The sequence below is a fragment of the Scandinavium sp. genome (assembly GCF_051650185.1).
Classification (GTDB): domain Bacteria; phylum Pseudomonadota; class Gammaproteobacteria; order Enterobacterales; family Enterobacteriaceae; genus Scandinavium.
Map to the genome: position 1 here is coordinate 97035 of NZ_JBOFIN010000094.1, position 25995 is coordinate 123029.

Consider the following 25995-nt stretch of genomic DNA (forward strand, 5'->3'; position numbering starts at 1 on the left):
TGAATGAATACCTCTTTTATCGCGACTTAAACATCAAGTTTACGGCCTGCCAACCATTCAACTCTGGCTGGATCGCGGTGGGAGAAGAAAGCGCTGGTTGCGGTATCAATAGCTGTAATTTGCAGCATATCGTCAGAGCTGAGTTCAAAATCGAGAATGTTGATGTTCTCTTCCATACGTTCTTTTCGCACCGATTTCGCCAGTGAAACGATGCCTCGCTGGAAGATCCAACGCAGCACAACCTGGCCCACGCTTTTGCCGTATTTCTGCCCAATTTCCGTTAACACGGGATGCTGGAAGAGGCCATTTTTACCCTCTGCAAACGGTGCCCAGGCTTCCGGCTGAATGCCACGGCTTTGATTCCATGGAACGGCATGCAACTGCTGGTTGAAGGGGTTAACTTCAATCTGGTTCACCGCAGGAGCCACTTTGTTGAAGGCGATAAGGTCGGCCAGTCGGTCAGGATGGAAATTGCTGACACCAATGGCGCGAATTTTGCCTGTCTGATGCAGTTCTTCCATAGCACGCCAGGCCCCATGGACATCACCGTAAGGCTGGTGAATCAGATACAGGTCAACGTAATCAAGTTGCAGCCGATTCAGGGAACGTTCGAATTGGGCTTTAGCGCCTTCGTAATTGGTATCCTGTAGCCAAAGTTTGGTCGTTACAAAGAGCTCGTTACGGGCGATACCGCTTTGTTTCAGTGCGTTCCCCACTTGGGTTTCATTCTGATAAGACGCGGCGGTATCGATCAGGCGGTATCCCGTATCGATGGCATCAATAACCGCTCTTTCGCATTCAGCGGCATCAGACATCTGAAACACACCAAAGCCCAGCAGGGGCATTTCAATACCGTTGTTCAGTTTTACAGTTTGCATGACGTTATCCTTCAGCTGTTGTGTAGGAAAAGCATAACGCAAAGTGATTTATTCGATTAGATGGGGTAATTAGCTAGGGTTTATTAGATGTGTTCATTAATTTGGAGGGAGGTTGATGGTCAGCTTTGTGCCAGAAGCGGACATAAGCAACTCGCGTCTGGCAATTCTAATGGCCTATTCGTAGCAAGCAGACTCACATTTTTTTTAATGCCAAAAACCTTACAGAAAGAATGCCGCTAAGGATATCAAACATCTGTTCCCTGTCTGGCATCGCGCTCTTCTTATCCGTATGAGCCAGAATTAACCAATAGATAATTAAGCCTAATGCCGGGCGAATTTGTTGTTGCGGAACAGCTATTGCTTGACCGATTTCAACCGCGAGGCGGTTCGCAATGACAGGAAGAATGCTTATCAGGCATTCCAGTGAATCATCAAGAAGACAGGCATATTGTTTCTTCAGACAACCTGATTGAGATTCGGCAACATAACGCACGAAATTCATTGGCATATCGATATGCTGATGCCTCCTGAACCAGGCTGAACTCTGATTAGCCAGGTCAGACATTCTTTGTTCTAAGTCCGTTCGGTCCATAATCTCACACATTTTCTCTTCTCCTGATGAAGACTGTTAAATGGTGCATAATCTGTTTCGTCATCTGTGTATGATAAAAATAAGTTTAATATGCTCGATTGTGTATAATTGTGCAATGTTATGTTCACTTTAAGGTCTGGAAATGATTGACTACGACGCGTTGCCTGAACAAAGACAGGAAGTGATTTATCAGATGCTGCAACAGACAGGGAGAGTTATTGGCGCAGACATTGCCCGACAACTGGGCGTGTCTGAACATACAATACGAAGGGATCTGCAGGCTATGGTGCGTAAGGGAATGTGTAAGAAGGTTTACGGAGGGGCCGTCAGTCAGTTCAAACAATCAGCCAGCTTTGAAACGCGGGTGACGCACAGTATTGAAGAAAAGACGAGTGTTGCAAAAAGTTGTGCAGAGCTCATCAAACCCGGAACCTGCATCTTTATAGATGGAGGATCAACTTACCTGGCGATGGTGGAGTTTATTCCCCTCGAGTATGAGCTGACAATTGTCACCAACTCTCCGCAAATAGCTGCTGCACTGAGTGGACGCCTGCAGGGTGAAGTCATTATGCTCGGCGGGAAACTTAATGCGCAGACTGGCAGTGTGCTGGGTTCACAGCCACTGGAGGGCGTCAGAGAAATGTTGTTCGACCAGATGTTTATCGGGGTCTGCGGGTTAGATATTCAGACAGGTCTGACGGCGGTTTACTATGAAGATGCATGCTTCAAGAAAGAGGTGATGCGCCAGAGCAATGAGATTATTGCCGCAGTGATTGCCGACAAGATGCCTCAGGTCGCGCGATATAAGGTCGCGTCCTGTGAGGACATAGATATCGTTGTGGCCAGCAGTCTGACTGAAACCGACTCACTGGCCCACACAAGTGTCAGGCTGGTCGTTGCAGGCTGACCAGCAGTCTGGCTGACAGGAAGATAATTCAGTCTTCCTGTCCCCCCATCATGACTGCAATGCCACTATGCGGTTAATAGTTTCCATCACCGCGCTCTCATCGTTAGTTCCGGTGACGAAACGCGCCGCCGCTTTTACTTCCTCAAAAGCATTACGCATAGCAAAGCTATAATCAGCCTGCGCCAGTAACTCCAGGTCGTTGTATCCGTCACCGAATGCCATCGTTTCCTCTGGTGTTACCCCGAGGATCTGCTGGAGTTTCTGAACCGTACTGCCCTTATGCACGCCATACCCTGCAATGTCTATCCATGAGGCTTCGGACACCACGATATAGACTTCATCCTCAAAAGGACTGAGATGTGGACGAGTCTGCGGACAATTTCCCTGCTCATCGAAAACCGTGATTTTTACAAAGTCACTTTTTACAGTACTGAAATCCTCAGTCTCAATCATACGCGTGTAGGAGCGTCTGACTTTATCCTTGAGGTGTGGGGAAATGTCGGAGCGAACCACTGCCCCCTCTGGTGTACAGGCGATAATCACATGCGATGAACTCACTTCCTGAAGCGTGTTGATGATTGCCATACCTGAAGCGTTTTCAATCAATGACTGAAAGGCAAATTCACCGTTATGTTTAATTCGCGTGGCGCTGTCGCCAACAATCCATATGTCTTTGCTGAATTCCCCAAAAAGCTCTTCAACACGCTCACACTGCTTTCCTGTGCATGCCGCGAAATGAATACCGCAGGCCGACATATTTGCCCATGTCTTCGCAAAAAGCTCACGGTCATAGTCGCCATGGCTGTTTAAAAATGTTCCATCAAGATCAGAGATAATCAGCTTTATCATGTTTTTCACCTTGCATGCGCTGTAGTAATTGTCGGTTTTAAGAAGAAGGTCTTCAGTCTTCAGACTGGAGCCAGCCCAAACTAACACCGCACGCTTTATCGTGCAATATTGTGTACATTTTGTTTTATGAATTGTACGAAATAGTGCAAAAGGTAACTATGCGTGGAAAAAGTCGTCGGCCTGAAGGAGGGTCTCATAGTTCAAGTAGCGTCCGCTTTTCGCTCATAGCTGACCGTCATTTATCAGGAAAGATTAACTCTGATGCTTCTCGCGTGTTGAATAGCGAAGTTCATCAACTAGAAGGCTAAATGCTGGAGTGGGTTGTCGGTGGCCTGGATAGTAAAGATGATATCCAGAGTAAGGTTCACACCAATCCTCAAGTACGCGAACAAGAGCCCCGGATGCTATATAGGGTTCAAGCTGCCCTTCTGGTAGATAGGCTAGCCCTCGACCCTCAAGCGCCGCTTTCAGTATCATGCTTCCCGTATTAAAAACCAGTTGACCATCAACTCGCACATTCAGCTCTCGCCCGTCCTTTTCAAACTCCCATGCATAGAGTCCTCCATGCCCGGAAAGGCGCAGGTTTATACAACAGTGTTCTGTCAATTCCTGTGGAGTAATGGGCACATGCCTGTTACTGAAATAATCTGGAGATCCCGCCACTGTCATCCGCATATCTGGCGCAATACGAACGGCAATCATGTCTTTGGCAATAGTTTCTCCGGGACGTACACCGGCATCAAAACGATCTTTTACGATGTCAGTCAGCCCATAATCTGTAAGAATTTCGACTTTAATATCGGGGTATTTTTTTACGAGACGCGACACTGCTGGCCAGAGTATTGACTCTGCTGCGTATTCTGTTGCGGTAAGTCGTATTGTACCGGCTGGCTTATCACGTAATTCACTCAGCACCATTAACTGCCGCTGAATATCCTCTATCTGAGGTCCAACTGAAGCGAGTAAACGTTCCCCAGCTTCAGTTGGGACAACTCTTCTGGTCGTTCGGTTAAGCAACCGGATCCCGAGCTGTGCTTCCAGAACACGAACAGTCTGACTGAGCGCTGACTGTGAAACACCCAGACGTTTTGCCGCTCGTGTGAAATTCTGTTCCTTAGCCACCACCATAAATGCGGCAAGGGCATTCAGATTGTCATCAGCCACTTAGAGGTTCTCCTTATAATTTCAATCTCATTTTACCATCTAATCACTTAATGCGTCCTCAGATATACGTTCTTCGTTCACTAAATAACCATTCCTCCCGACAAAAGGCATTTTCATTTGCAGGGAATTTATGTAATCCGCTACGCCATTTAGCCGAAAGTAACCAGCGAGGTGAAAGATGAAAGCGATTATTGCAGCAGCAGCCATGTCCGTACTGGGGGCCGCCCAGCTTTCTGCCGAAGGCATTGAGATCCGTCGTAACGGGCAGACCCCTTCTGTCGTCGGCAAGGCCGATAACTTCTCAGGTCATGCGGTTGTCAGCCCGTTATTACCGCCAAACGAGTCCACGCGCGCCAATCTGGGCCAGGTGGATTTCGCCCCGGGTGCGCGTACGACCTGGCATACTCATCCTGCCGGACAGTTGCTGATCGTTACGGCCGGAAAAGGCTGGGTTCAGGAAGAAGGTAAAGCGCGCCAGGATATCGCCCCGGGTGACGTTGTCTGGATCCCTGCCACCGTACGCCACTGGCATGGTGCCACGGCGACATCCCCCATGAGCCACCTGGCCATGACGTACATGATGGACGGCAAGAATGTGGACTGGCAGGAGCCCGTCTCCGACGAACAGTACCAATAATCCGGAGGTCAGATGAAAACTTCAACGGCAGTTGCGCTGGCGCTTTCTCTCGGATCGGCTGGCACCCTTGCAGAAACGGGGGCGCAGCGGGGCCCGCTGTCAGACACCGACATAGAGGCAGTATCCCCCGCGCTCGGACGCTATGCCAGCACCAGGATGGCAGGAGACCTCTGGAAAAGAAACGATTTGTCGCCACGCGATCGCAGCCTCGTTACCGTTGCAGCGGTTATTGCCCGGAATCAGACCGTACTTTTACCGGAGCAGCTGGAGCTGGCGCTGAAAAACGGTGTCAAGCCGGCGGAGCTTTCTGAGACCATCACGCAGCTGGCGTTCTATGCCGGCTGGGGCAATGCCATTACGGCCGCAGCAGTTACGAAAGAGATATTCCTGCAAAAAGGAATTAACGCTGAACAGCTTCCTCGCGCGGAGGAGACGCTTCTGCCGATCGATGAAAAAGCAGAAGCAGAGCGCGCTGCCCGTGTGGAACAGAGTATCGGTAGCGCGGCGCCGGGGCTTGTCAGTGATACCACCGATGTGCTTTTCCAGGAATTGTGGCTTCGCCCTGGGCTTGCACCACGGGATAGAAGTCTGGTGACCGTGTCTGCCCTTATCGCAAACGGGCAGATACAGCAAATACCGCCGCACCTTAACCGGGCAATGGATAACGGCCTGACCCGGCAGCAGGCTTCAGGCGCACTGAGTCAGCTTGCGTATTATGCCGGGTGGCCTAATGCTTTCTCAGCAGCGCCGGTTTTCAAAACGGTGTTTGAGCAGCGTGAATCGAAATAACCATTCCTTACAGGAGGACAGTATGTCTCAGGGTATCGAAAACAAAATCATCGTCATCACTGGTGCCAGCAGCGGTCTGGGGGCAGAAACAGCCCGACACCTGACGAGGCTGGGCGCAAAAGTTGTTCTGGGCGCACGCCGTATGGAGAAACTCGAGCAACTTGCCGGCGAACTGGGGCTGGATACCAAAGCAGTACTGCGCACCGACGTGACGGACCGCGCACAGGTCCAGTCCCTTGTTGACCGGGCGGTAGAGTTGCACGGCCGTATTGACGTCATCATCAATAACGCCGGCTTAATGCCGAGTTCCATGCTCGACAAGCTGAAGGTGGATGAATGGGACCGGATGATCGACGTGAACATTAAGGGCGTACTTTACGGTATTGCCGCCGCTCTGCCGTATATGAAAGCCCAGAAGTCCGGACAATTTATCAACGTGTCATCAGTAGCCGGACACAAAGTTGGGCCCGGCGGTGCTGTCTATGCCGGTACCAAATGGGCCGTACGGGCTATTTCAGAAGGCCTGCGTCAGGAAGTGAAGCCCTGGAATATCCGCACAACTATTGTTTCTCCCGGCGCGGTAGATACCGAACTGACTAAAACCATCACCGACGAAGATATTGCGAAAGGTATGTCGAAAACCTACGAGAATGCGATCCCGGCAGAGGCTTTTGCGCGGGTCGTTGCATTTGCCATCAGCCAGCCTGACGACGTGGATGTTAACGAAATACTTTTCCGGCCAACCGTGCAGGTTTATTAAACCATCAACAGGCGGGTAGCTGACGCCTGCATTATTTCCGGATGGTTTATATCATCTGGAAATAAAAAGAGTAGGACCAAATAACACATCTTTGAACTCAGGAAATTCAAACCCGAATTTTCTGCGGGCCACATCGTGCCCTAAAAACGAAATACGTAAACGACATTCTGTTCATTAAAAGGTAAGAGGCTGCATTAAATGCCTGTAAAACATTCTCACACTAAGTCCGGTGTCGGTGTTGTCTCAGCGCTGATGCCGGTAATGGCTGCGGTACTGGTCGGCTTTATTATTATCGGTGTGGCACTGCCCGTCCTGCCGCTGCATGTCAAAAATGACCTGGGCTTCGGGACGTTTATCGTGGGCCTGGTCGCCGGGGCACAGTTTGCGGCATCGCTGATTTCCCGGGTGTGGTCCGGGAGTTATTCAGACAGGCGCGGCCCCAAAAAGGGGGTGGTGGCCGGGCTCATCGCTGCTGCCGTTTCAGGACTACTGTACCAGGTGTCGCTCTGGCTCGTCGGCATGCCGGTACTGTCTGTGGGTGTATTGCTTGCCGGGCGCGCGATCCTTGGCGGGGCGGAAAGCTTCATCATTACCGGCGCAGTGGCATGGGGTCTGGCCCTCGTGGATAAGGAGCATGCAGGTAAGGTTATCGCCTGGGTGGGTACCGCGATGTTTGCCGCTATGGCTCTGGGCGGGCCGGTAGGCACAATGTTATTTGATGCTTTCGGCTTTGAGGCGATCGCACTGCTGACGTTCCTGCTTCCGCTGCTGGTACTGGCGTATCTTGCACGCATGCCCGCGGTTGCGCCCCATCCGCATGCCGCGCAGGCAAATTTTGGCTCAGCCATGCACGCCGTCTGGTTACCGGGGCTGGGCGCTGCGTTGGCCAGCACGGGGTACTGCACCATTCTGGCCTTCAGCTCACTGTATTACAGCGCCATGAACTGGCAGCCCGTCTGGATGGCATTCACTGCCTTTGGCGTTGCGCTGATTGTTGCCCGAACCGTTGCTGGCCATCTGCCAGATCGCTTTGGTGGCGCACGTATTGCGTTGATTTTTGTGCTCGTTCAGGCCGCCGGGCTGTTCCTGATATGGCTTGCAGGTACGTCCCTGATTGCGACGATAGGTGCTGCCTTAGCCGGTTTTGGCTACTCACTGGTTTACCCGGGCCTCGGTATTGAAGCCATCAGTGGTTCAATACCCCAGAACCGCGGCATGGTGATGGGCATCTACACAGCATTTCTTGACGTAGCGATGGCGATCGGCAGTCCTGCGCTCGGCTGGATAGGGAGCCACCTGGGACTGAACGCGATATTCCTGGCTGGCGCGCTGACAGTGCTGTCAACCGCTGTGGTGGCATTCCTGCTGTTAAAACGCCCGGACCAGAGTCAACAAAATCCGGCCTGAATAGGTCCTGCTGTCCGGAGGTTTATTGTTCTCCGGATTTTTCACTCCGTTTGTCTAAACACCGTTATTTAATTCAGGAGGTAATATGAAATTGCATTCAAAAGGGAAATTGAAAACCCTGGCCGCACTGACGATACTCAGCGTCGCTCTGGGTATGGGGGCAAACACTGCCGTCGCGGCGGATATGTCTCACGGTGCGGATAATTTCTATCAAAGCGATAAGGTGAAAACTGAAATCGTAAAATTCAAAAATATTTACGGTATGGAAGTTACCGGCACGTTATTTACTCCCCGCACTATGGAAGCCGGTAAAAAATATGACGCCCTTATTGTCGGCCATCCTTTTGCAGCAGTTAGACAGCAGGCAGCTAACCTCTACGCAACCAAAATGGCGGAAGCCGGTTTTGTTGCGCTGTCCTTCGACCAGTCTTTCTGGGGGGAGAGTGCAGGTACGCCGCGAGGGGCTGTGCTGCCTGATGTCTATGCAGAAAACTTCAGCGCTGCAGTTGATTTCCTCGGAACGCGCGCATTTGTGGATCGTGAAAAAATTGGCGTGATAGGTATCTGCGGTAGCGGCGGCTTTGCCATCGCCGCGACAAAAATGGATCCCCGCATCAAGGCGCTCGCCACCGTCAGCATGTACGACATGGGTGAATATTTCCGTACCGGTCTGAACCATGAGCGGACCGTGGAGATGAGAAACAAGGACCTGGCGATTGCCGCAGAACAACGCTACAAAACCGCTGAAACCGGCCAACCCGTTTATGGTCCGGGGCAAAACGATCCGGTGTTCATCGAAGGTAAAGAGTCTAATGACTTTTATCAGACGGAGCGCGGCAAGGTGACATCCAACGATCGCCGCTCAACGCCAGCAACCTATGCTAAATTCATGAACTTCCATCCGTTTATCGATATCGAGTCTATTTCGCCGCGACCAATACTCTTTGTCGTGGGTGATGCTGCACCATCCCGCACCTATACCGATACCGCTTACAAAATGGCCGCAGAGCCGAAAGAGCTGGTGGAGATTAAGGGGGCTAACCGTATCGACCTGTATGACCGCACTGAACTCATCCCGTGGGACAAGCTGGTCTCATTCTTTAACACCCATCTGAAAACAGATAAATAATGCGCTATTTGAACGGCACTGTTGCAGTGCCGTTATTCCTGAAAAGATAAAAATAACGGAGAGTTTTATGTTCAAACCAGTCATGTTTGCTCTGGCCTCCCTGACGGCTGTGTCATTCTCATCTGTGGGGGCCGAGGCTGAAGGCATCCGGGTCAAGATCACGGCGGGTGACCAGGTAATGACGGCAACGTTTTATGACAATGCCACCACTCGGGCGCTGGTCTCTCGTTTCCCGCTGACGCTGCCCATGGAAGATTTATACGGACGTGAAATGTGCTACCGGTTCCCGGATGCGCTGCCGGCAAACGAAACGAAAACCAGCGGTTATAAAGTGGGCGATATTGTTTACTGGGCACCACGCCACAGCTTCGTCATCATGTACGAACAGAACAATGAACGGATCGGTAATCTTCAGAAGGTGGGCCGTATCCACTCTGGAGTGGGGATTTTCAGACATACGGGTAATATTGATGTGACATTTGAAATGGCACATTGATCCGTTATTCAATTAGGGCCTGACGCTAATCTCAAAGATATTCATCACTGTCTTATCCTGCATGTCAGGATTTTTTGCAAAGACAGGACTGCTTATTAGCATGCAAATTAAAAGCATGAGACTCTTTTTCACGATAATCCTGATACTGAAATTAATGTTTACGTTCGGTCCATTACTGTTTAAGACGCTCGATCAGTTGACTTTGGTAAGATGGCAGTCGGTCATTACTGGCGCTCTCAAAGACCAATGGCGAAAGCCACGTCATGCCCGCATGCAGAGCGCTGGCCTTCATGGGTAAAAATACATCCGCAAGCGTCACCCCAATCCTACCATCAGGACCGTACGTGGAGGCGCCGCCCGCCGCCGTACTGACCATCAACATCTCTTTTCCCTGCCACAGACCGGGCCCTACGCTACCCCAGGTTTCATTCAGCCAGGCTTTCATCATCGGCGTAATATTGAACCAGTGAGTGGGGAACAGAAAGACAACACGTGTGTGTTCACGCATCAATTGCCGCTCTGTATCGCCATTGATGCGACGAGTGTCAAAACCATACAGGCTCTCCAGATTGCGGACCGTCACGCCTTCCACGCTTTCTGCTGCCTCTTGCAGTCCTTTCGTCAACACCGAACGCTCAGGATACGGGTGAGAAACAATAACAAGCGTTTTAATTGTGGTCTTATCGCGATTCTGCGCGTGACTGATGGGTATCAAGCAGCTAATGGTAAACAGAGCGCATGCCGCTGCCCTGCGAAAGTTTATCCACTTCATAAAACCTCTTCTGGCTATATATGGGCTGATGTTGACGCTGATGATGCGATCCCCGAGAATGTGGCCGGACACTTTGCCGCTGGGTTATAAATCATCCTTCCTCCCATTGGGTTTCACCAAACTGATTAATTTCTACCTCGTCCATACCTGTTTAATGTCTTTGGTCTGCGGGGTGTTTTGTGCCATGATTCCTGTCAGGAAGTGCGGTTGGTAGGACTCCTCCAGATACCCAATTTCCTCAGGTTTCAACTGAAGATTTACGGCGTTTACCGCACCGTCAACATGATGTTTTTTCGTCGCGCCGACGACAGGAGAAGTAACTTTTGTAAGCAGCCATGCGAGAGAGATTTCAGTCATTGAAACGTGATATTGCTCTGCAAGCTCAGCCACCCTCTCTATAATTTTCCAATCCTGATCGACCGTGTTGTCGTACTTCCCACGCGCATAATCATCCTCAGCGGCTCGCAGCGTGTGGCCTTCAAGACGCGCCAGTCGCCCACTGGCCAGAGCGCTATAAGGTGTTAACGCGATACCGTCTTCAGCGCATAGCCCGAAGAGTTCTCGTTCATCTTCACGCATAATCAGGTTGTAGTGACTTTGTACAGAAACAAAGGGGGTTAGCCCTTCGCGTGCGGCGAGTGCGTTTGCCTTTGCCAACTGCCATGCATAGCAATTAGAAATACCAATAGCGCGTACTTTGCCCGCAGTGACAGCGGCATGCAGAGCTTCAAGCACTTCGACAATTGGGGTGTTGTAATCCCAGATGTGATTGATATAGAGGTCTATGTAGTCCATACCGAGATTCTGCAGGCTCTGATCAAGCGAGCGCATTATCGCCTGCTTTCCGGTGATACCCTGGTCAATTTGCTCTGGTGTTCGCGGCAGAAACTTAGTTGCAAGCACAATATCTTCGCGTTTTGCCATATCACGCAGCGCGCGGCCTACGTAACGTTCGCTCGATCCGTTCTGATAAGCGATGGCGGTATCGTAAAAATTGATGCCCTTCTCAAGCGCATAGCGGATGATTTTCCTGCTTTCAGTTTCGTCCAGTGTCCAGCGATGCTGGCCTGTGGAAGGATCGCCAAACCCCATACACCCCATGCAAATGCGGGAGACCATTAAGTCACTTTGACCGAGCTGGGTATACAGCATCTTCATTTCCCCTTTTGTTTATTCATGAATAGCGTTAAGCAGTGCGATAAGTCTGGAGGCATGCTCACGGGCCAGAGTTTTTTGTTGGGCTATCTTATCGTCATCCCGGTCAGCGTAGCTGATACCGCAGGTGTAAAGCGGAGGTAGCATCTTAAGCTGGCACAGCCTGGCCGTGGTGGCGAACGGGATGAGGTAATCTTCGACGGTGTGGCCAAAGAAACCGTCAGGGGTATACGCTGCCTGCGGAGCTCCGGTGGTGAAGGATAGAAGCAGCTTTTTACCTCCCAGTTTAGCCGTTGAGCCGTGTGCGAAGCCGTGAACAAAAACCTCATCCAGCCACTGTTTCATCAGCCCTGGTAGTCCATACCACGAAAAAGGAAACTGCCAGACAATCACATCGGCCTTTAGCAGGCTTTTCTGTTCTTCGTCGAGGTTGATTTTTCCGTCTGGATAGAGCCAGTCCAGACGACGGATTTCAGCAGCAGGCAGGGCGGTCGCAACCTCATCGAGGATGGTGGCGTTAGCGATGGAATGGTTGAGATTCGGATGCCCGGAAACGATAAGGATATTAGGTATTCTCATTCTTTCTCCTGATTTTTAAATTCTGTAGAGAAGAGATTTTCCCAGCTAATGAACGATCCAAGTGGAATACATTCGAAGGTTAATAATCCCGCCATCGCCAGCGGAAATTTGGCCATAACCCGATTGGCCTCATCAACAGTGTCGCACTCAAGGAAAATGGCGACGCCTGGTCTGTCCTGACGGAAATAGATGTCGCGAATGAAGCCAGATTTGTACAGCTCCCATGCATGCAAGGCTTCCGCGGTAAGGTGGGGTGCATAACGTTCCAGCGTTACGTCAGGCGCGGGGATATCGAGACATAAAATTCGCATGATTGTCTCCAGAAACAGTTATCAGCAGGAAGAGACAAAAGTATACGTGCCTGTGATGGCAAAGATTAGGCGGTCATTGACTTAAGAATATTTAGCCTGTACTTAATAATCAGGCGTACTTTGCTTAAGGATATGCTATGAATAACGCTCTTTATAATCAGATACGCATCTTTCAGAGCATTGCGCGCGAAGGCAATATTTCGGCAGCCGCGAGGAAGCTTGAAATCACGCCGCCGTCTGTCAGCAATGCGCTCAGGCTGCTGGAGGTGCACATTGGTCATCCGCTTTTTGTACGCACCACCCGGCGAATTGAGCTGACTGAAACCGGACAACAGTTGCTAGAGCAAACCGTCGCAGCGGTGGATACGCTGGAAAGGTCACTGGAAAGTATCCGCGACCAGAATCAACAACCTTCCGGGACGCTGAGAATTACGCTCTCGCGCTTTGCCTACCTGCTCATTCTTAAACCGGTGATGGCGGCATTCTGTCAGCAATATCCGAGGATTCAGTTGGAAATTTCGGTCAACGATGGCACCGTAAATATCATTGAGGAACGTTTTGACCTGGGGATTCGCTTTGGCGATATTCTGGAAGGCGGGGTGGTGGCTCGCCCATTGATGAAACCATTTCGTGAAGGATTATATGCTTCTTCAGCTTATCTCTCCGAGTATGGAAGGCCTGAGGAGCCAGCCGATCTCATCCATCACCGGCTTATTGGCTATCGTTTTATTACCAACAACCGTATCCTCCCGTTGATCCTGAATGATAACGGGGAGCAGTTGACTATTGAGATGCCAGGGCAGTTAATCAGCAATGATATTGACGTCATGGCAGATGGTATTCGTAACGGGTTGGGGATTGGACGCTTGTTTGAACCTGTATATCAGTTACAGCCCGATCAGGAGCAATTTATACCGGTAATGGAAAACTATTGGAAAACATATCCGCCCGTTTATCTCTATTATCCGAAAAATGCTGGCAACATCAAAAGAGTCAAAACCCTGATCGATTTTCTGATAGCCACAACAGCCTGATAAAAACCAGAAACTCACTGCTAATTACAGTGCTGTTAATGTAGTAGACGTTTATGGTCCCCTGTGGGATTCATTAATTTTGTTCATTACTGATATCAGAACTGCGTTGTTGTCCAGAGAAAGTCGTTGTTGTTACCGTTATGTACGTTTTGACAAATACTCTTCGCATCGCTTGCTGGTTAATTGCACGCGCTAATCGGGGGCTTTTCTGATTCTGAAATTGAAAAAGAACATGAGGTATTAATGAAAACGGTTGGTTATGCAGCGCACGCTGCCGACGCGAAACTGGTTCCTTATCATTTTGAACGTCGCGATTTACGTGAAAACGATGTCGCCATTGAAATTCTTTATTGCGGCGTTTGCCACTCAGATCTGCATACGGTCAACGGAGACTGGGGCCCGCAGCCTTACCCGTTGATCCCGGGCCACGAAATTGTGGGGGTCGTCACGTCCGTGGGGCAGAATGTCAAAAAATATCATCCAGGCGATCATGTCGCCGTTGGCTGCATGGTGGATAGCTGTCTGCACTGCGATCAGTGTGAGCATGGCGAAGAGCAATTCTGTCGTAACGGGATGACGCCTACCTATGGCGCACCTGATCGCTTGAGCGGCGAAATCACTCAGGGCGGATACGCCAAACATATTGTCGTACGCGAAGAGTTTGTCCTGCGCGTGCCGGAAAATATGGATCTGGCAAAGACCGCGCCGATCCTTTGTGCTGGTATCACCACCTTCTCTCCGTTGCGTACCTGGAATGTGGGCTCGGGAAGTCGCGTTGGCGTGATCGGATTAGGTGGCCTGGGCCATATGGCGGTTAAGCTGGCCGTGGCGATGGGGGCCGAGGTGACCGTCATCAGCCGCAATCAGAACAAAGAGGAAGAGGCAAGGGCGCTGGGTGCGAAAGGCATTTTACCTTCTTCCGATCCGCAGGCATTGCAGGATTCAGCCTGTGCATTCGATTTAATTATTGATACAGCATCCGTTAAGCATGACCTGAATATCTATACCCCGTTATTGGATATTGATGGCTCGTTAGTCATTGTCGGCCAGGTTGGTCTGATGGATGAACCGCTCACGGTTCCTTTGATCATGGGTCGCCGTCGCGTTGCGGGTTCGCTGATCGGCGGCATTGCGGAAACCCAGGAAGTCCTGGATTTCTGCGCGAAGCACGATGTCTATCCTGAGTGCGAAATGATTAATATCGATCAGATCAACGATGCTTTCGCTCGCCTTGCACAGGGAGACATGGCCCACCGCTTCGTCATTGATATGGCCTCGCTGAGCGCAGAATAAACGCAAAAACACAGGCGGTAGCGCGCGTTGGCTACCGCTTTCACAACGCCTCTGCGTCTTTTTTAAAAACAGTCGCAATTGATGTCGTCCGAGTGGCTCCTCATGTTTATTTATTCAAAAAATCAACGTGTATTTTCCAGATTTTCAGGATGGGGCATATTGGGTCTGATATTCATGTTTTCGGCTACGGCGAGCGCGCGGAATACAGAGGAAAATGTAATGAAGATAAATATCATACTTAACGATAAAACCCTTATCGCGACCCTGAATAACTCTCCTGCGAGCCGAGAATTTGCGGCCTTATTACCGCTTACGTTGCAACTGAAAGATTATGCCGGGGAGGAGAAAATAAGTGACTTACCTTCCCGGTTGACCACCGAAGGTTCACCCGAAGGAACGTCAGCAAAAAAAGGCGATATAACCCTTTATGCGCCCTGGGGAAATCTGGCTATTTTTTATAAATCCCATAGCTATGTGTCTGGCTTAATGAAACTTGGGCAATTAGATGAGCCAGATGCATTGCCCGTCCACCCTGATGCCTACAGCGCCAGATTTGAACTGTTGACGGAATAATCGTCACTCGGCGGGAGAAAATGAATGATAAGCAGGACATTTCTGGCGATTCTTTCTCTGTTATTGATGAGCGGATGCGTTTCCCAAACCACGCAAAACAGGAGTTTGAAAATGACACAAAAAGATACACATGGCGCCGTTGCTGAAGTCGCACCCGCTATGGCTGCGTATGCTGAACGATTTATTGAAAAAGATCTCTGGAATCGTCCGGAGTTGTCACGTCGCGACCGCAGCCTGGTCACGATTGCAGCACTCATCAGCCGGAATGATACGGCTGAGCTTCCGCACTACCTTAACGTGGCGCTGGATAGCGGCGTGAAGCCCGCTGAAATCTCCGAGGTTATTACCCATCTGGCATTTTATGCTGGCTGGCCAAACGCCACCTCTGCGGCGCTGGTTGCCCGCAACGTCTTTGCGCACCGCCATATCGATACGGCATCCTTGCCAGGGGATAAAGTGGATTTCCTGCCTCTGGATAAAGCGTCGGAAAACCAACGTGCCACGATGGTTGAGTCAAACTTTGGCAAGGTATCACCGGGGGTCGTGAAATACACCACGGATGCACTATTCCTGGACCTATGGCTGCGGCCGGGTCTGGCGCCACGGGACCGAAGCCTGGTAACGGTTAGCGCACTGGTTACCGCCGGGCAAGTGGCGCAAGTGCCGTATCATCTTAATCGGGCGATGGATAATGGTTTGACCCAGACTCAGGCCTCAGAGGTCTTGACACAGCTGGCCTTTGTGGCGGGCTGGCCAAACATTTTCTCAGCCTTACCCGTATTTAAAGAGGTATTTACAGGCAGGAATCACGCCTGACGGATGACGAGTCGGATAAGCCAGCACCTGTTCAGGTGCTGGCTTTTTTCTGCGCAGAAAGCGGGGCGTCCATCTGCCAGGGCCTGTTCAGGGATGTTTGTAGTGGCGCAGCGCGTCAATAACGAGCTGGAAAGCTTTCGAATGATTTCTGTTTTCCGGGTAGTAGATGTAATAACCATCCCAGTAAGGACACCAGTCTTCAAGGACGCTGATCAGTTCGCCGCGGGCGAGCTGTTTCTCTGCTATATCACGGGGAACATGTGCCAGCCCATATCCTTCTATGGCAGCCTGTAAATTCTGATAGATACGACTAAACACCAGCTGACCGCTGACCTTGACGTTCAGGCTCTTTCCCTCTTTTTCGAACTCCCAGACATACAAATTACCGTGGGTGGGAAACCGAAGATTGATGCAGCTGTGATCAATAAGATCGTTAGGATGCAGCGGATAAGGGTGGCGGGAAAAATAGTCAGGAGAACCGACGACGGCAAAGCGCACATCCGGGCCGATACGCACGGAGATCATGCCATTAGAGATTTGCTCACCGAGCCGCGTTCCTGCATCAAACCGGCCGGAGACAATATCCGTCAGCGCATAGTCATCAATCAGCTCCAGAGTAATATCCGGGTATTCCTTGAGTAGTGGCTCAAGCTTGGGCCATATGACAGAGCCAATCGCATAATCTGACGTTGATATACGTACCGTACCAGCGGCTTTACTGTTGAGGTCCTTCAGCGACTGTAATCGCCCCTGGATCCCATCGATATAAGGGCCGAGGTCATCGAACATGGATTGCCCTATATCGGTTAACGAAATACTGCGCGTGGTGCGGGTCAGAAGTTTCATCCCAAGACGGGATTCGAGGGTTCGAATGGTATGGCTGAGGGCTGATTGTGAAACGCCTAAATGTGCCGCTGCTTTGGTAAAGCTCTTTTCACGCGCGACGACTATAAACGCCATTAAATCATTAAGGTTTTCCCGTGCCAACTTGCCCCCCTTACTGCCAAAAGAAAGTGATGGAGTAGTGTAGCGTAATGCATAGCGAAGGGGCACTTAATGGATAGGTAATTTACGGCGTTAAGCTGGTCGATTTTCTGGGGCGTAATTTATGAAAATCGTGCATAAGTCATATCAGATTTCGCGCCTTACTCATGTCTGTCTTTTTATTCTAGAATGATTATTCAGGTATGGCAGAGGAATTCAAAAGTGAATTATTCATTATTAAACAATAACCTGAAAATGCCGATGGCTGGTTTTGGTGTTTTTCAGGTAACAGATAAAGAAGAGTGTAAACAGTCAGTATTGACTGCTATTCGTACTGGCTACCGCCTTATCGATACCGCAGCAGTTTACGGTAATGAAGATGCCGTTGGTGACGCCGTACGCGAGGCTATTGCCGAAGGGTTATGCAGCCGCGAAGAGCTGTTTATTACCTCAAAACTATGGGTACAGGACATGGCCAGTTACGATATGGCCAAAGCAGGAATTGAAGCGTCGTTAGAAAAATCAGGGCTGGAATATTTTGATCTTTATTTGCTGCATCAGGCCATGCGTGATTACTTCAGCGCGTGGCGTGCGCTGGAAGATGCCTATGATGCCGGTAAGCTTAAGGCGATTGGGGTGTCCAATTTCTATGCTCATGTATTAGCAAATTTCTGCGAAACCGTCAGAATCAGGCCAATGGTGAACCAGGTTGAATTACATCCTTACTTTGCGCAGCCTGCTGCACTTGAAACCATGAAGTATTACAACGTTCAGCCGGAAGCATGGGCCCCCTTAGGCGGCGGAAGGCATAAGCCCTATGAAAATGAAATGCTGCAGCGAATTGCTGATACTCACAAAAAGACAGTTGCTCAGGTTGTCCTGCGCTGGAATGTGCAGCGTGGTGTCACTGTTATCCCTAAATCCACCCGTCAAGAACGTATTGAAGAGAACTTTGCCATCTGGGATTTCGCATTGACTGAGAGTGAAATGGAACAAATTAACATGCTCGATTTAGGCTACGTTGGTGATGCCGTGAAGCACTTTAACCCTGAATTTGTGCGTGGCTGTCTTGGTGTGAAAATTCACGATCGCTAATGCTGATATTGGTACTGAGCCTTCAATAATGAAGGCTCAATACGACTTCTTTCTACTGCAGATTTTTTTCTTTCAGGAACTGACTCACCAAATCAGCAATTTGCACATTATTGAGATCAGAGAACGGGAAGTGGGTATTCCCTTTGATTCCCACTTCAGGCAAATGCGTTACCGTCACATCCCCGCCATGCTTGTTCACCACGTCACGCCACTCACGCGCCATCGCCAGACGTACTCGCCAGCTGTCCTGCGCGGGCATGGCGACAGGCTTATCCGGTATGTTATCGCCGTAAATAATCAGAATCGGGATTTTGGTCAGAGCCATAAACTGCTCCATCGGCACCGGCTCACCCTTCAGCGTGTCAAACGCGCTTGGCATAGGGGCTGGGAGCTCTTTCTCCGGGAAGACAAAGCTGCTGCCAGGCTCGAAGGCGACAATGGCTTTGACCTTGTCATTTTTCATCGCCGTGTACCAGCCTGGTCCGCCACCCTGAGAGTGGGTGAAGAGGATAGCGGGGCCGGATTTATCCACTACTGCAGACATCGCATCAGAGATGACATTGATATCAAACGGCCCGGTGTTCGGGGTCATCTGACGGAAATACTGGTTCAACGCTTCTTTGTCGTGAGAGAACTGAACGCCTTTAAAATACTCTGGCCACACGCCAACGCGGAACTGATTGAACCACATTTGTTCATCCGGTTTTGGCGTAACAGTACCTTCTACAGTCGTGCGTCCGGCGCTGCCCCGACGCGGCTGATCGACAAGATAAGTTGAGAACCCGCGACGCAGGAATATATTCTGGAACCCTTCGCGACCATCCGGGGTACTTTCCCAGGTACGGGAGAACTGACCCGCGCCGTGCAGCATGACGATAGGGTATTTATGCGGATTCTCCGGAATTTGGTAGAACACTGAAGCATGATCGCCATGCCAGGTTTGGCCAGCTGAATCCAGCGGCTTTTTCGCGTCAAATGTTCCTGGTGCGGTGATGATAGTGCCACCAGCAGAAAAGCTTCCTTGTTCCTGAATGACCAGCGGCTCGGCATAGACCGACTGAGCCACCAGGCCACCCGCCATTACGCAGATGGCCAGCGTTTTTAAGATTGTCTTCAAGATTACATCCTCTGTTATGTTTGCCGTTCAATCATATCTGAGTAGTCAGCGTTAATTATTTAGCACCCCTGATTGCCCTTATTTGGCAGACTCATGAATGCGGACGATTAAATGCGTATTGTCTCTAACCAACTGGTGACCGTTTCAGTGGTTCTTCGCTCCTGGTCGCATTCAATGACCAGCGGTTTTTCCCGACGTGCAGTCGGGGCAAGACGGGTAAGGATGTCGTCGCTGTCTCCTTTACCGTAGCCACCGTGAGTAATGAAGGGGATGATTAACTTGCCCGCAAGGTTGTGGCTGCTGAGAAATGTTTGCACTACAGGCGGCACGCTGGTCCCCCAGATCGGAAAGCCTAAATACAGGGTCTCGTAGCGTGAGATATCTGCGATGCTATTTTTCAATGCCGGTTTGACTCCCCGCTCACGCTCATTTTTCGCCTGTTCAACGGTCTGAAAATAGTCTTCTGGGTAAGGCGTAGCCGGTTCGATTTCAAACAGATCGGTATTCAGGTTGCGGTGAATGACGCCCGCAATGACTCGTGTATTTCCGCTGCGGGAAAAGTACGCCACCAGAACATGGCTTTTACCCTGCACGTTTGCGTTTCCGGTGGCCGCCGATGCCAGGGAGACGTTCGCCAGCGTCAGTCCGGCAAGCGCGGTGATCAACATTCTGCGGTTGGGATCGTGCTCCATAGCCAGCTCCTGTTAGTTTGCGAGTGCCTGTTGGAGCGCCTTTTCAGCTCGCGTTGCTGCATCACTTTCGCCATGTTCACGCAGAACCTGCGCCAGCTGGCGCAGCTGCGCTGCCGTCAGGCCGACCCGCATGCTGGCTCGGGTATGCGACAACAGCTGAGCCTCAACGCCCGGCGTGGCTGCTAATGCGCCAACCGTTGCCAGCTCGCGGCTTTGCCAGTCGAGGTTATCGCGGGCGAAAATGTCGCCGAAAAGATGCGTTTGCAGGAACTGGTTAATGACCGGGGCAAAATCAAACAGCGGGCCCTGGACAGGAGCGCCTGAGATTTTTGTCTGGTTTGCCGTACCGACACGGCGAAGCTCATCCCCTACAGGGATCGGGGCAACCGGTTCTTTACCCTCAACGTCTTTGATACCACGTTGTTTACGTGCTTCGACGACTTTCATCAGTTCATTAAGCGCATTCAGGCTACGAGGGAAGCCCGTATAGGCATAAAGTTGGACGAGAATCTCTTTGGTTTCGTTTATCGTGAGTTCTGCGTCAAGACCCTGATTCAGGGCTGCATTCAGCTTATCCATCTGGCTACTGGCCATCGATGCCGCAATCAACGGGATGGCCTGTTGGCTGGCTGACAGCGTATCTGAAACCCTTTGTTCGTGGTTCATTTCTGAGGCTCCTTTATTGACGGGCGCAGCATGTGCCGCGAGACCAAAACCAAAGGTCAGCAGTACCGCTGCCGCTAATGCTTTAATGGGCGTGGTATTGTTCATCTGTCACTAACTCCTTCCAGTTAACGCTTTTGCCATCCACAATCCCGGTTATCGCCAGATGCGTCATCGCGCTGCCGGGTGCCGCCCCGTGCCAGTGTTTGACGCCCTCCGGGCAAGAGACAATGTCACCGGCGCGGATAACCTGCACCGGCTGGCCTTCTTGTTGGGTGAGTCCAACGCCCGAGGTCACAATTAGCCGCTGACCTGCCGGATGCGTATGCCAGGCGGAACGTGCCCCAGGTTCAAAGGTGACATAAGCTCCGGAAACCGGGATGTCGTTATCTGGCGTGAAGAGAGGATCAACGCGGACGCGACCGGTAAAGTTTTCTGCAGGCCCATACACAGCGTTCTGACTTCCTGCGGGGGCGATATAGACAGCAGGATTTTGCTCCGCTGCCCAGGATGAACATGTGAAGAGGGGCAGTAACAGCCCGAGGTAACGTAAATGTCCGATCATGCAAAGCGTCCTTATCAATGAAGAGGGAATTGCCTGCCATGATTTTATCGAGGGGGTAATGACGTCAGGCTGACGCCCCCCTGACAATTCTGTCAGTTAACCCGGTGCCCGGCTCAGCGCCGGAGTGAGCGTTGCTCGACGTGTTATCCGCCAGGATCGCAAAGTTGAGGCCAAATGTATTGATGCCACCTTCACTACGGGCAAAGACATCTCCCCGGTGCATAATGGCAACAGCACGCACGATCGACAGGCCCAGCCCATGATGGGTATCACTTCTCGCCCGGGAGGTGTCTACGCGATAGAACCGCTCGAAAAGCCGGTGTAAGTGCTCTGGTGCTATCGGATCGCCCAGGTTAGAAACTTCAACACAGGCTTGATGACCTGTTTCGCTTAACCGCACCGTAACCGTGCTGTTGGAGGGTGAGTGTCTTGCGCTATTTTCCAGTAAATTGGCCAGTGAGCGGTGGAACAGTCGTCGGTCGATGTGTGCGGTGACATCTCCCTCTACATCAAGAGAAAGCTGTTTTTCAGCAAAAGAAGGCTCTACATACTCCGCTGTTTTCAGGGTTTCTTCCCGCAGGGAGACCTGCGTAAGCTGGGACGCATGTTCACCCGCATGGGCATGGGACAGGAACAGCATGTCGTTAACGATAGCCGTCATGCGTTCAAGTTCTTCCAGATTGGAACCCAGTAACTCTTCCAGTTCATCATGTGAACGTCGGCGCGCGAGGCCCAGCTGCGTCTGGCCAATCAGGTTAGTCAGCGGAGTCCGGAGTTCATGCGCAACATCGGCATTAAAGCTTTCGAGCTGCCGCCAGGCGACCTCTTGCCGTTCCAGCACGCCATTAAAAGATGATGCTAACTGCTGTAATTCGTCAGGTAATGCTTCGGTATTAAGGCGCTGACCATGGTCCCCGGGAGCGAGTCGCCGGGCCTGTTTACTGAGCGCCCTAACGGGACGAAGACCGATCCTTGAAACGATGTATCCCAGTAAGGCGACAATCACGACGCCCAGTGCGGTAATGATCAGCAATGTACGCGTGAACGCATCGAGTGTGCCCATGTACGGCGTGGAGTCGATGGCAACCACATAGCGCAGCTCAGGCCTTTCACCGTTGGCGGAGATCGTTTTCACTAACAGGAACAGCGAGCAGGCACCTTCTGATGCGCCGGGCACTTTATTAAAGCCTTCCTGTAAAGAAGACCACTGAACGCCCACCGGTGGTGTTCCCCCCATGCTAAAGCGTGGGTTATCGCTCACTATCCAGTAGCGAACGCGTTCACCTTCTGAATTGGTTAACACGGTGAATTTATTGGCCAGCGTCGACCAGCCGTCAGCCGAGGTTCGCGCGGTGATCCACGGACTCATTAATGATTCCCGGAATAGCAGCTCGTTGTGCATCTGCTTTTGCAAAGAGTCATGCAGGGAACTTCTTAACAGGATGCCGATAATTGACACAATCAGCAGCGCGGATAGGGCAAACATCAGCGCCAGGTGAACGGAGATGGAACGCTTAGGCATGCTTATCCCTTCATTTATTCGGACCGCACTTCAAGGACATAACCCATGCCACGAACGGTATGCAGCAGTTTGATATCGAACGGGGCATCCACTTTGGCCCGAAGTCGTTTAATGGCGACTTCAACCACGTTGGCATCGCTGTCAAAATTCATGTCCCATATTTGCTCCGCAATCATCATCTTTGACAGAATCTTCCCCTGATGCCGGGACAGAAGGCTTAACAGGGAAAACTCTTTTGCGGTTAGTTCCAGTCTCGTTCCGGCGCGGAATACGCGGCGAGCCAACAGGTCGAGATGCAGATCGTGGATTTTTAGTTGGGTGATATCTGCGCCATCCGTCGCGCGGCGACGCACCAGTGCCTGAATACGCGCCACCAGTTCGATGAGAGAGAAGGGCTTGGGGAGGTAATCATCTGCGCCAAGACGAAGTCCTTTAACGCGTTCATCGACCGATCCCCGTGCCGAGAGCATCAGCACCGGCGTTTGTTTGGCTGCTCGGACACCCTCAAGTACCCGATAGCCATCCATTCCAGGCAACATCACATCAAGGATTATCGCGTCGTAGTCGAACTCCAGCGCGTAATGAAGTCCTTCAGCGCCATCTGCAGAGACATCTACCGTAAACCCTGACTCACCCAGTGCACGGGAGAGATAGGTTGACGTTTTTTCTTCATCTTCGACTAACAACAGACGCATAACGGGACTTCCTCTTAACTTTTCATGGGTGCTTCAACATCGGAATAAACCTGCACGGTATCCGGCAGACGTTGACCCTGGATAGTAATGGCGTCCAGTGAGCGGGTGAGCTCGGTCATCTCGGCGGAAGTCAGCGACACGCCGGTAGCCGCTGTGTTTTGCAGCATATGGTCTTTATTGGTGGTGCCAGGAATGGGAACAATCCACGGTTTACGCGCCAGGATCCATGCCAGAGCAATCTGTCCCGGTGCCGCATTTTTTCGTATTGCCCAGGATTTCAGTAGTTCAACCAGCTGTAAGTTGTGTGGCAAGTTTTCAGGCGTGAAACGCGTTTCTGTCGCGCGGAAATCACCGGCAGCGAACCGGGTATTCTCATCAATCCAGCCCGTTAAAAATTGCACGCCGAGTGGGCTCCATGGTACGAACCCAATGCCCAGCTCTTCACACACCGGAAATACCTGCTTTTCAGGGCCACGCCAGAGCATGGAGTATTCACTTTGCACGGCGGTAACGGGTAATGCCGCATGAGCGCGTCTCAACGTATTGATGCCCATTTCAGACAGACCCCAGTGCAGGACTTTCCCCTGATCCATTAAATCTTTCACCACACCGGCGACATCTTCGATAGGGATCTGCGGATCAACCCGGTGTTGATACAGTAAGTCGATGCGATCGGTACGCAGGCGTTTGAGCATATTGTCGACGACCTGTCGGATATGCTCAGGTCTGCTGTTAAGGCCCGGCAGACGCTTACCCGTCAGTTGGTCAATGTTCCAGCCAAACTTGGTGGCGATAACGATTTTGTCCCTGAACGGGGCGACGCCTTCCCCGAGAATTTTTTCGACTTCAAACGGGCCGTAGGCTTCAGCAGCGTCGAAGAACGTTACCCCTTCATCAAATGCCCGGTGGATAACATTGATCATCTCGGGACGCCAGGGAACGGAGGTGTCGTATTTGCGACTCATGTTCTGCACGCCCAGACCGATGGCAGAAACTTCCAGCTTCCCGAGTTTACGCTTGCCCGGAGCAGCAGGGCGATGGTCGGATTGTCTGGACGAATCGACCTGAGAGGATTGGCTCGCAGCCGATACATGGGGAATCAGCGAGGCGGCGGCAACACCGGCCCCGGCGACTAATAGCTTGCGCCGCGCTGGCATCGCTGGGTCATTCTGGCTTTTCATTAATCGCTCCTTTTATCCGAAAATTGAACATGAATCGCATTTTAGCGGGACCATTCTGCCTTCTGATTGCCAACATAAAGCTGACGGCTACCTGACAGCGTTGTCAGAAATGTTTCCCCATCCCAGTCTGTTCCCTGACAAAAATGTTATTTCCCTGTCACGATGCTGACAGCCCTTACTCCCTAATCTGAGCCTGCAAATTTGATTCCGCGAGCCTGAATAACCAGGCCAGTACTCATCGGGAGAGACCATGAAATTCAATCTGTTAAGTGCAATATTGCTCACGGCAATGGCCGGAGTGACTTCAGTCAATGCGGCTGATTACAAAAAAAATCCCTTCACACTCGCCTATGACGGGGCCATCACTGAGAACGTCAAAGGCAAGGTCAACATTCATCCTGTGAAATATGATCTGCATGGCATCCAGATTGCTGCGAATGTCTATACCCCTGCTAACTACGATCCCGCCAAAAAATATCCTGCTGTGGTGGTTGCACATCCTAATGGCGGCGTAAAAGAACAGGTCGCCGGGTTATATGCCCAGCGTCTCGCCGAGCAGGGCTACATCACGATTACCGCCGACGCGGCTTATCAGGGGGCCAGCGGTGGGATGCCTCGCAGCGTGGATAAACCCGCTAATCGCATTGAGGATATCCATGGCATGGCTGACTACATCAGCCAGTATCCCGGTGTAGATACTACCCGTCTTGGTCTGCTGGGTATTTGTGGCGGCGGCGGTTATTCACTCGTTGCTGCCGAGACTGACAAACGATTCAAATCGATTGCAACCATCAGCATGTTTAATTCAGGTCTTGTGCGCCGCAACGGTTTTCAGAATTCACAGCTGGATACTATCCAGCAGCGTCTTCAGCAGGCTTCTGACGCACGTGCTCAGGAAGCCTCCGGGGGAGAAGTGCTTTACTCCGGTGATGCCAATCTGACTGATGAGCAGATCGCTAAATTACCTTTTGCCTTATATCGCCAGGGCTATGAGTACTACTGGAAAACCCATGCACACCCGAACTCTACGTTTAAATACACCACCAGCAGTCTGCTGGATTTGATGAGCTTTGACGTCACGGACCATATCACTCTCATCAATAAACCCCTGCTAATGATCGCCGGTACAAAAGCCGATACGCTCTATATGACTGAAGATGCGTTCGCTAAAGCCACCGGTACTAAGGACAAAGAACTCTTCCTGATCGAGGGTGCTACTCATATTGAGACGTACTGGGTGCCTGAATACGTTGATAAGGCTTTGCAAAAGTTAGACGTCTTCTTCGATAAAAATATTTAATTTTCCGCAGTCATGTTGGCCAGCAATGAACGCTGGCCAA

Annotated in this window: 30 protein-coding genes; 14 read left to right on the plus strand and 16 right to left on the minus strand. The window is 51.1% G+C overall.

The features are described 5' to 3' along the window. Positions 1 to 26: 26 nt before the first annotated feature. Together ACRCWW_RS12310 and ACRCWW_RS12315 are read right to left on the minus strand one after the other, a co-directional pair. On the minus strand, positions 27 to 878 hold the full coding sequence (locus tag ACRCWW_RS12310) for an aldo/keto reductase (protein ID WP_438682667.1): 852 nt from the start codon (positions 876 to 878) through the stop codon (positions 27 to 29). Positions 879 to 1071: 193 nt separating this feature from the next. Next, complete coding sequence (locus ACRCWW_RS12315) at positions 1072 to 1482, minus strand: hypothetical protein (RefSeq protein ID WP_438682668.1); 411 nt, start codon at positions 1480 to 1482, stop codon at positions 1072 to 1074. A gap of 130 nt (positions 1483 to 1612) precedes the next feature. Between ACRCWW_RS12315 and ACRCWW_RS12320 the strand changes: the two genes are divergently transcribed. Next, positions 1613 to 2377, plus strand: a complete 765-nt coding sequence (locus ACRCWW_RS12320; protein ID WP_438682669.1) for a DeoR/GlpR family DNA-binding transcription regulator — start codon at positions 1613 to 1615, stop codon at positions 2375 to 2377. 48 nt (positions 2378 to 2425) lie between these two features. Here the strand turns inward: ACRCWW_RS12320 and ACRCWW_RS12325 are convergent, their stop codons facing one another. After that, positions 2426 to 3226 carry a Cof-type HAD-IIB family hydrolase gene (locus ACRCWW_RS12325; protein ID WP_438682670.1) on the minus strand — a complete coding sequence of 267 codons (801 nt, stop codon included), beginning with the start codon at positions 3224 to 3226 and terminating at the stop codon, positions 2426 to 2428. A gap of 252 nt (positions 3227 to 3478) precedes the next feature. Beyond that, the gene (locus ACRCWW_RS12330) at positions 3479 to 4390 is read right to left on the minus strand and encodes a LysR family transcriptional regulator (RefSeq protein ID WP_438682671.1); all 912 of its coding nucleotides are present in this window, start codon (positions 4388 to 4390) and stop codon (positions 3479 to 3481) included. A gap of 178 nt (positions 4391 to 4568) precedes the next feature. On the opposite strand from ACRCWW_RS12330, the gene ACRCWW_RS12335 reads away from it, so the two are divergent. From ACRCWW_RS12335 to ACRCWW_RS12360, 6 genes are all read left to right on the plus strand, one after another. Beyond that, a complete protein-coding gene (locus ACRCWW_RS12335) occupies positions 4569 to 5027 on the plus strand; it encodes a (R)-mandelonitrile lyase (protein WP_438682672.1) in 459 nt (152 codons plus the stop codon). A gap of 12 nt (positions 5028 to 5039) precedes the next feature. Next, positions 5040 to 5816, plus strand: coding sequence for a carboxymuconolactone decarboxylase family protein (locus tag ACRCWW_RS12340; RefSeq protein ID WP_100730048.1), 777 nt, complete (start codon positions 5040 to 5042; stop codon positions 5814 to 5816). A gap of 22 nt (positions 5817 to 5838) precedes the next feature. Beyond that, the gene (locus tag ACRCWW_RS12345; protein ID WP_136086370.1) at positions 5839 to 6576 is read left to right on the plus strand and encodes an SDR family oxidoreductase; all 738 of its coding nucleotides are present in this window, start codon (positions 5839 to 5841) and stop codon (positions 6574 to 6576) included. 198 nt (positions 6577 to 6774) lie between these two features. Then, the gene (locus ACRCWW_RS12350; protein WP_438682673.1) at positions 6775 to 7983 is read left to right on the plus strand and encodes an MFS transporter; all 1209 of its coding nucleotides are present in this window, start codon (positions 6775 to 6777) and stop codon (positions 7981 to 7983) included. Between the two features lie 85 nt (positions 7984 to 8068). Further along, on the plus strand, positions 8069 to 9112 hold the full coding sequence (locus ACRCWW_RS12355; RefSeq protein ID WP_438682674.1) for an alpha/beta hydrolase: 1044 nt from the start codon (positions 8069 to 8071) through the stop codon (positions 9110 to 9112). 67 nt (positions 9113 to 9179) lie between these two features. Then, the gene (locus ACRCWW_RS12360; RefSeq protein ID WP_438682675.1) at positions 9180 to 9608 is read left to right on the plus strand and encodes a cyclophilin-like fold protein; all 429 of its coding nucleotides are present in this window, start codon (positions 9180 to 9182) and stop codon (positions 9606 to 9608) included. A gap of 172 nt (positions 9609 to 9780) precedes the next feature. Here the strand turns inward: ACRCWW_RS12360 and ACRCWW_RS12365 are convergent, their stop codons facing one another. Then, positions 9781 to 10323 (minus strand): NAD(P)H-dependent oxidoreductase, encoded by a 543-nt coding sequence (locus tag ACRCWW_RS12365; protein WP_438682699.1) that lies wholly within the window; start codon positions 10321 to 10323, stop codon positions 9781 to 9783. Between ACRCWW_RS12365 and ACRCWW_RS12370 the strand changes: the two genes are divergently transcribed. Further along, positions 10255 to 10470 (plus strand): hypothetical protein, encoded by a 216-nt coding sequence (locus tag ACRCWW_RS12370; protein ID WP_438682701.1) that lies wholly within the window; start codon positions 10255 to 10257, stop codon positions 10468 to 10470. The genes ACRCWW_RS12365 and ACRCWW_RS12370 overlap by 69 nt on opposite strands. Positions 10471 to 10512: 42 nt before the next feature. Here ACRCWW_RS12370 and ACRCWW_RS12375 read toward each other — a convergent pair whose 3' ends face one another. Genes ACRCWW_RS12375 through ACRCWW_RS12385 form a run of 3 tightly spaced genes read right to left on the minus strand, consistent with a single transcriptional unit; the run spans position 10513 to position 12425 of the window. Next, entirely contained in the window at positions 10513 to 11532 is a 1020-nt protein-coding gene (locus ACRCWW_RS12375) for an aldo/keto reductase (protein WP_438682676.1), read from the minus strand. Between the two features lie 18 nt (positions 11533 to 11550). Next, on the minus strand, positions 11551 to 12108 hold the full coding sequence (locus ACRCWW_RS12380) for an NAD(P)H-dependent oxidoreductase (RefSeq protein WP_090085111.1): 558 nt from the start codon (positions 12106 to 12108) through the stop codon (positions 11551 to 11553). A 2-nt stretch (positions 12109 to 12110) separates the two neighbouring features. Further along, positions 12111 to 12425, minus strand: a complete 315-nt coding sequence (locus ACRCWW_RS12385) for a superoxide dismutase (RefSeq protein ID WP_438682677.1) — start codon at positions 12423 to 12425, stop codon at positions 12111 to 12113. 137 nt (positions 12426 to 12562) lie between these two features. On the opposite strand from ACRCWW_RS12385, the gene ACRCWW_RS12390 reads away from it, so the two are divergent. From ACRCWW_RS12390 to ACRCWW_RS12405, 4 genes are all read left to right on the plus strand, one after another. Then, a complete protein-coding gene (locus ACRCWW_RS12390; protein ID WP_438682678.1) occupies positions 12563 to 13459 on the plus strand; it encodes a LysR substrate-binding domain-containing protein in 897 nt (298 codons plus the stop codon). A gap of 243 nt (positions 13460 to 13702) precedes the next feature. Beyond that, the gene (locus ACRCWW_RS12395; protein ID WP_438682679.1) at positions 13703 to 14752 is read left to right on the plus strand and encodes an NAD(P)-dependent alcohol dehydrogenase; all 1050 of its coding nucleotides are present in this window, start codon (positions 13703 to 13705) and stop codon (positions 14750 to 14752) included. 219 nt (positions 14753 to 14971) lie between these two features. Continuing rightward, complete coding sequence (locus ACRCWW_RS12400; RefSeq protein WP_438682680.1) at positions 14972 to 15325, plus strand: cyclophilin-like fold protein; 354 nt, start codon at positions 14972 to 14974, stop codon at positions 15323 to 15325. Between the two features lie 24 nt (positions 15326 to 15349). After that, a complete protein-coding gene (locus ACRCWW_RS12405; RefSeq protein WP_438682681.1) occupies positions 15350 to 16141 on the plus strand; it encodes a carboxymuconolactone decarboxylase family protein in 792 nt (263 codons plus the stop codon). A gap of 87 nt (positions 16142 to 16228) precedes the next feature. Here the strand turns inward: ACRCWW_RS12405 and ACRCWW_RS12410 are convergent, their stop codons facing one another. Next, on the minus strand, positions 16229 to 17128 hold the full coding sequence (locus ACRCWW_RS12410; RefSeq protein WP_023320386.1) for a LysR family transcriptional regulator: 900 nt from the start codon (positions 17126 to 17128) through the stop codon (positions 16229 to 16231). A gap of 219 nt (positions 17129 to 17347) precedes the next feature. Between ACRCWW_RS12410 and ACRCWW_RS12415 the strand changes: the two genes are divergently transcribed. Further along, the gene (locus ACRCWW_RS12415; RefSeq protein WP_046876685.1) at positions 17348 to 18220 is read left to right on the plus strand and encodes an aldo/keto reductase; all 873 of its coding nucleotides are present in this window, start codon (positions 17348 to 17350) and stop codon (positions 18218 to 18220) included. 52 nt (positions 18221 to 18272) lie between these two features. On the opposite strand, the gene ACRCWW_RS12420 is transcribed toward ACRCWW_RS12415, so the two are convergent. From ACRCWW_RS12420 to ACRCWW_RS12450, 7 genes are all read right to left on the minus strand, one after another. Next, positions 18273 to 19337 carry an alpha/beta hydrolase gene (locus ACRCWW_RS12420; RefSeq protein ID WP_438682682.1) on the minus strand — a complete coding sequence of 355 codons (1065 nt, stop codon included), beginning with the start codon at positions 19335 to 19337 and terminating at the stop codon, positions 18273 to 18275. 107 nt (positions 19338 to 19444) lie between these two features. Beyond that, positions 19445 to 20029: a flavodoxin gene (locus ACRCWW_RS12425; protein ID WP_438682683.1), complete on the minus strand. Its 585-nt coding sequence runs from the start codon at positions 20027 to 20029 to the stop codon at positions 19445 to 19447. A gap of 12 nt (positions 20030 to 20041) precedes the next feature. Next, positions 20042 to 20800: a carboxymuconolactone decarboxylase family protein gene (locus ACRCWW_RS12430; protein ID WP_438682684.1), complete on the minus strand. Its 759-nt coding sequence runs from the start codon at positions 20798 to 20800 to the stop codon at positions 20042 to 20044. Continuing rightward, positions 20778 to 21257 carry a (R)-mandelonitrile lyase gene (locus ACRCWW_RS12435; RefSeq protein WP_438682685.1) on the minus strand — a complete coding sequence of 160 codons (480 nt, stop codon included), beginning with the start codon at positions 21255 to 21257 and terminating at the stop codon, positions 20778 to 20780. Before ACRCWW_RS12435 ends, ACRCWW_RS12430 begins: the two co-directional genes overlap by 23 nt. Before the next feature lie 64 nt (positions 21258 to 21321). Beyond that, entirely contained in the window at positions 21322 to 22779 is a 1458-nt protein-coding gene (locus tag ACRCWW_RS12440; RefSeq protein ID WP_438682686.1) for a heavy metal sensor histidine kinase, read from the minus strand. 14 nt (positions 22780 to 22793) lie between these two features. Further along, positions 22794 to 23474: a heavy metal response regulator transcription factor gene (locus tag ACRCWW_RS12445; RefSeq protein ID WP_438682687.1), complete on the minus strand. Its 681-nt coding sequence runs from the start codon at positions 23472 to 23474 to the stop codon at positions 22794 to 22796. Between the two features lie 14 nt (positions 23475 to 23488). Next, positions 23489 to 24655 carry an aldo/keto reductase gene (locus tag ACRCWW_RS12450; RefSeq protein ID WP_438682688.1) on the minus strand — a complete coding sequence of 389 codons (1167 nt, stop codon included), beginning with the start codon at positions 24653 to 24655 and terminating at the stop codon, positions 23489 to 23491. A gap of 289 nt (positions 24656 to 24944) precedes the next feature. On the opposite strand from ACRCWW_RS12450, the gene ACRCWW_RS12455 reads away from it, so the two are divergent. Beyond that, entirely contained in the window at positions 24945 to 25955 is a 1011-nt protein-coding gene (locus tag ACRCWW_RS12455) for an alpha/beta hydrolase (protein ID WP_438682700.1), read from the plus strand. Positions 25956 to 25995 lie beyond the last annotated feature (40 nt).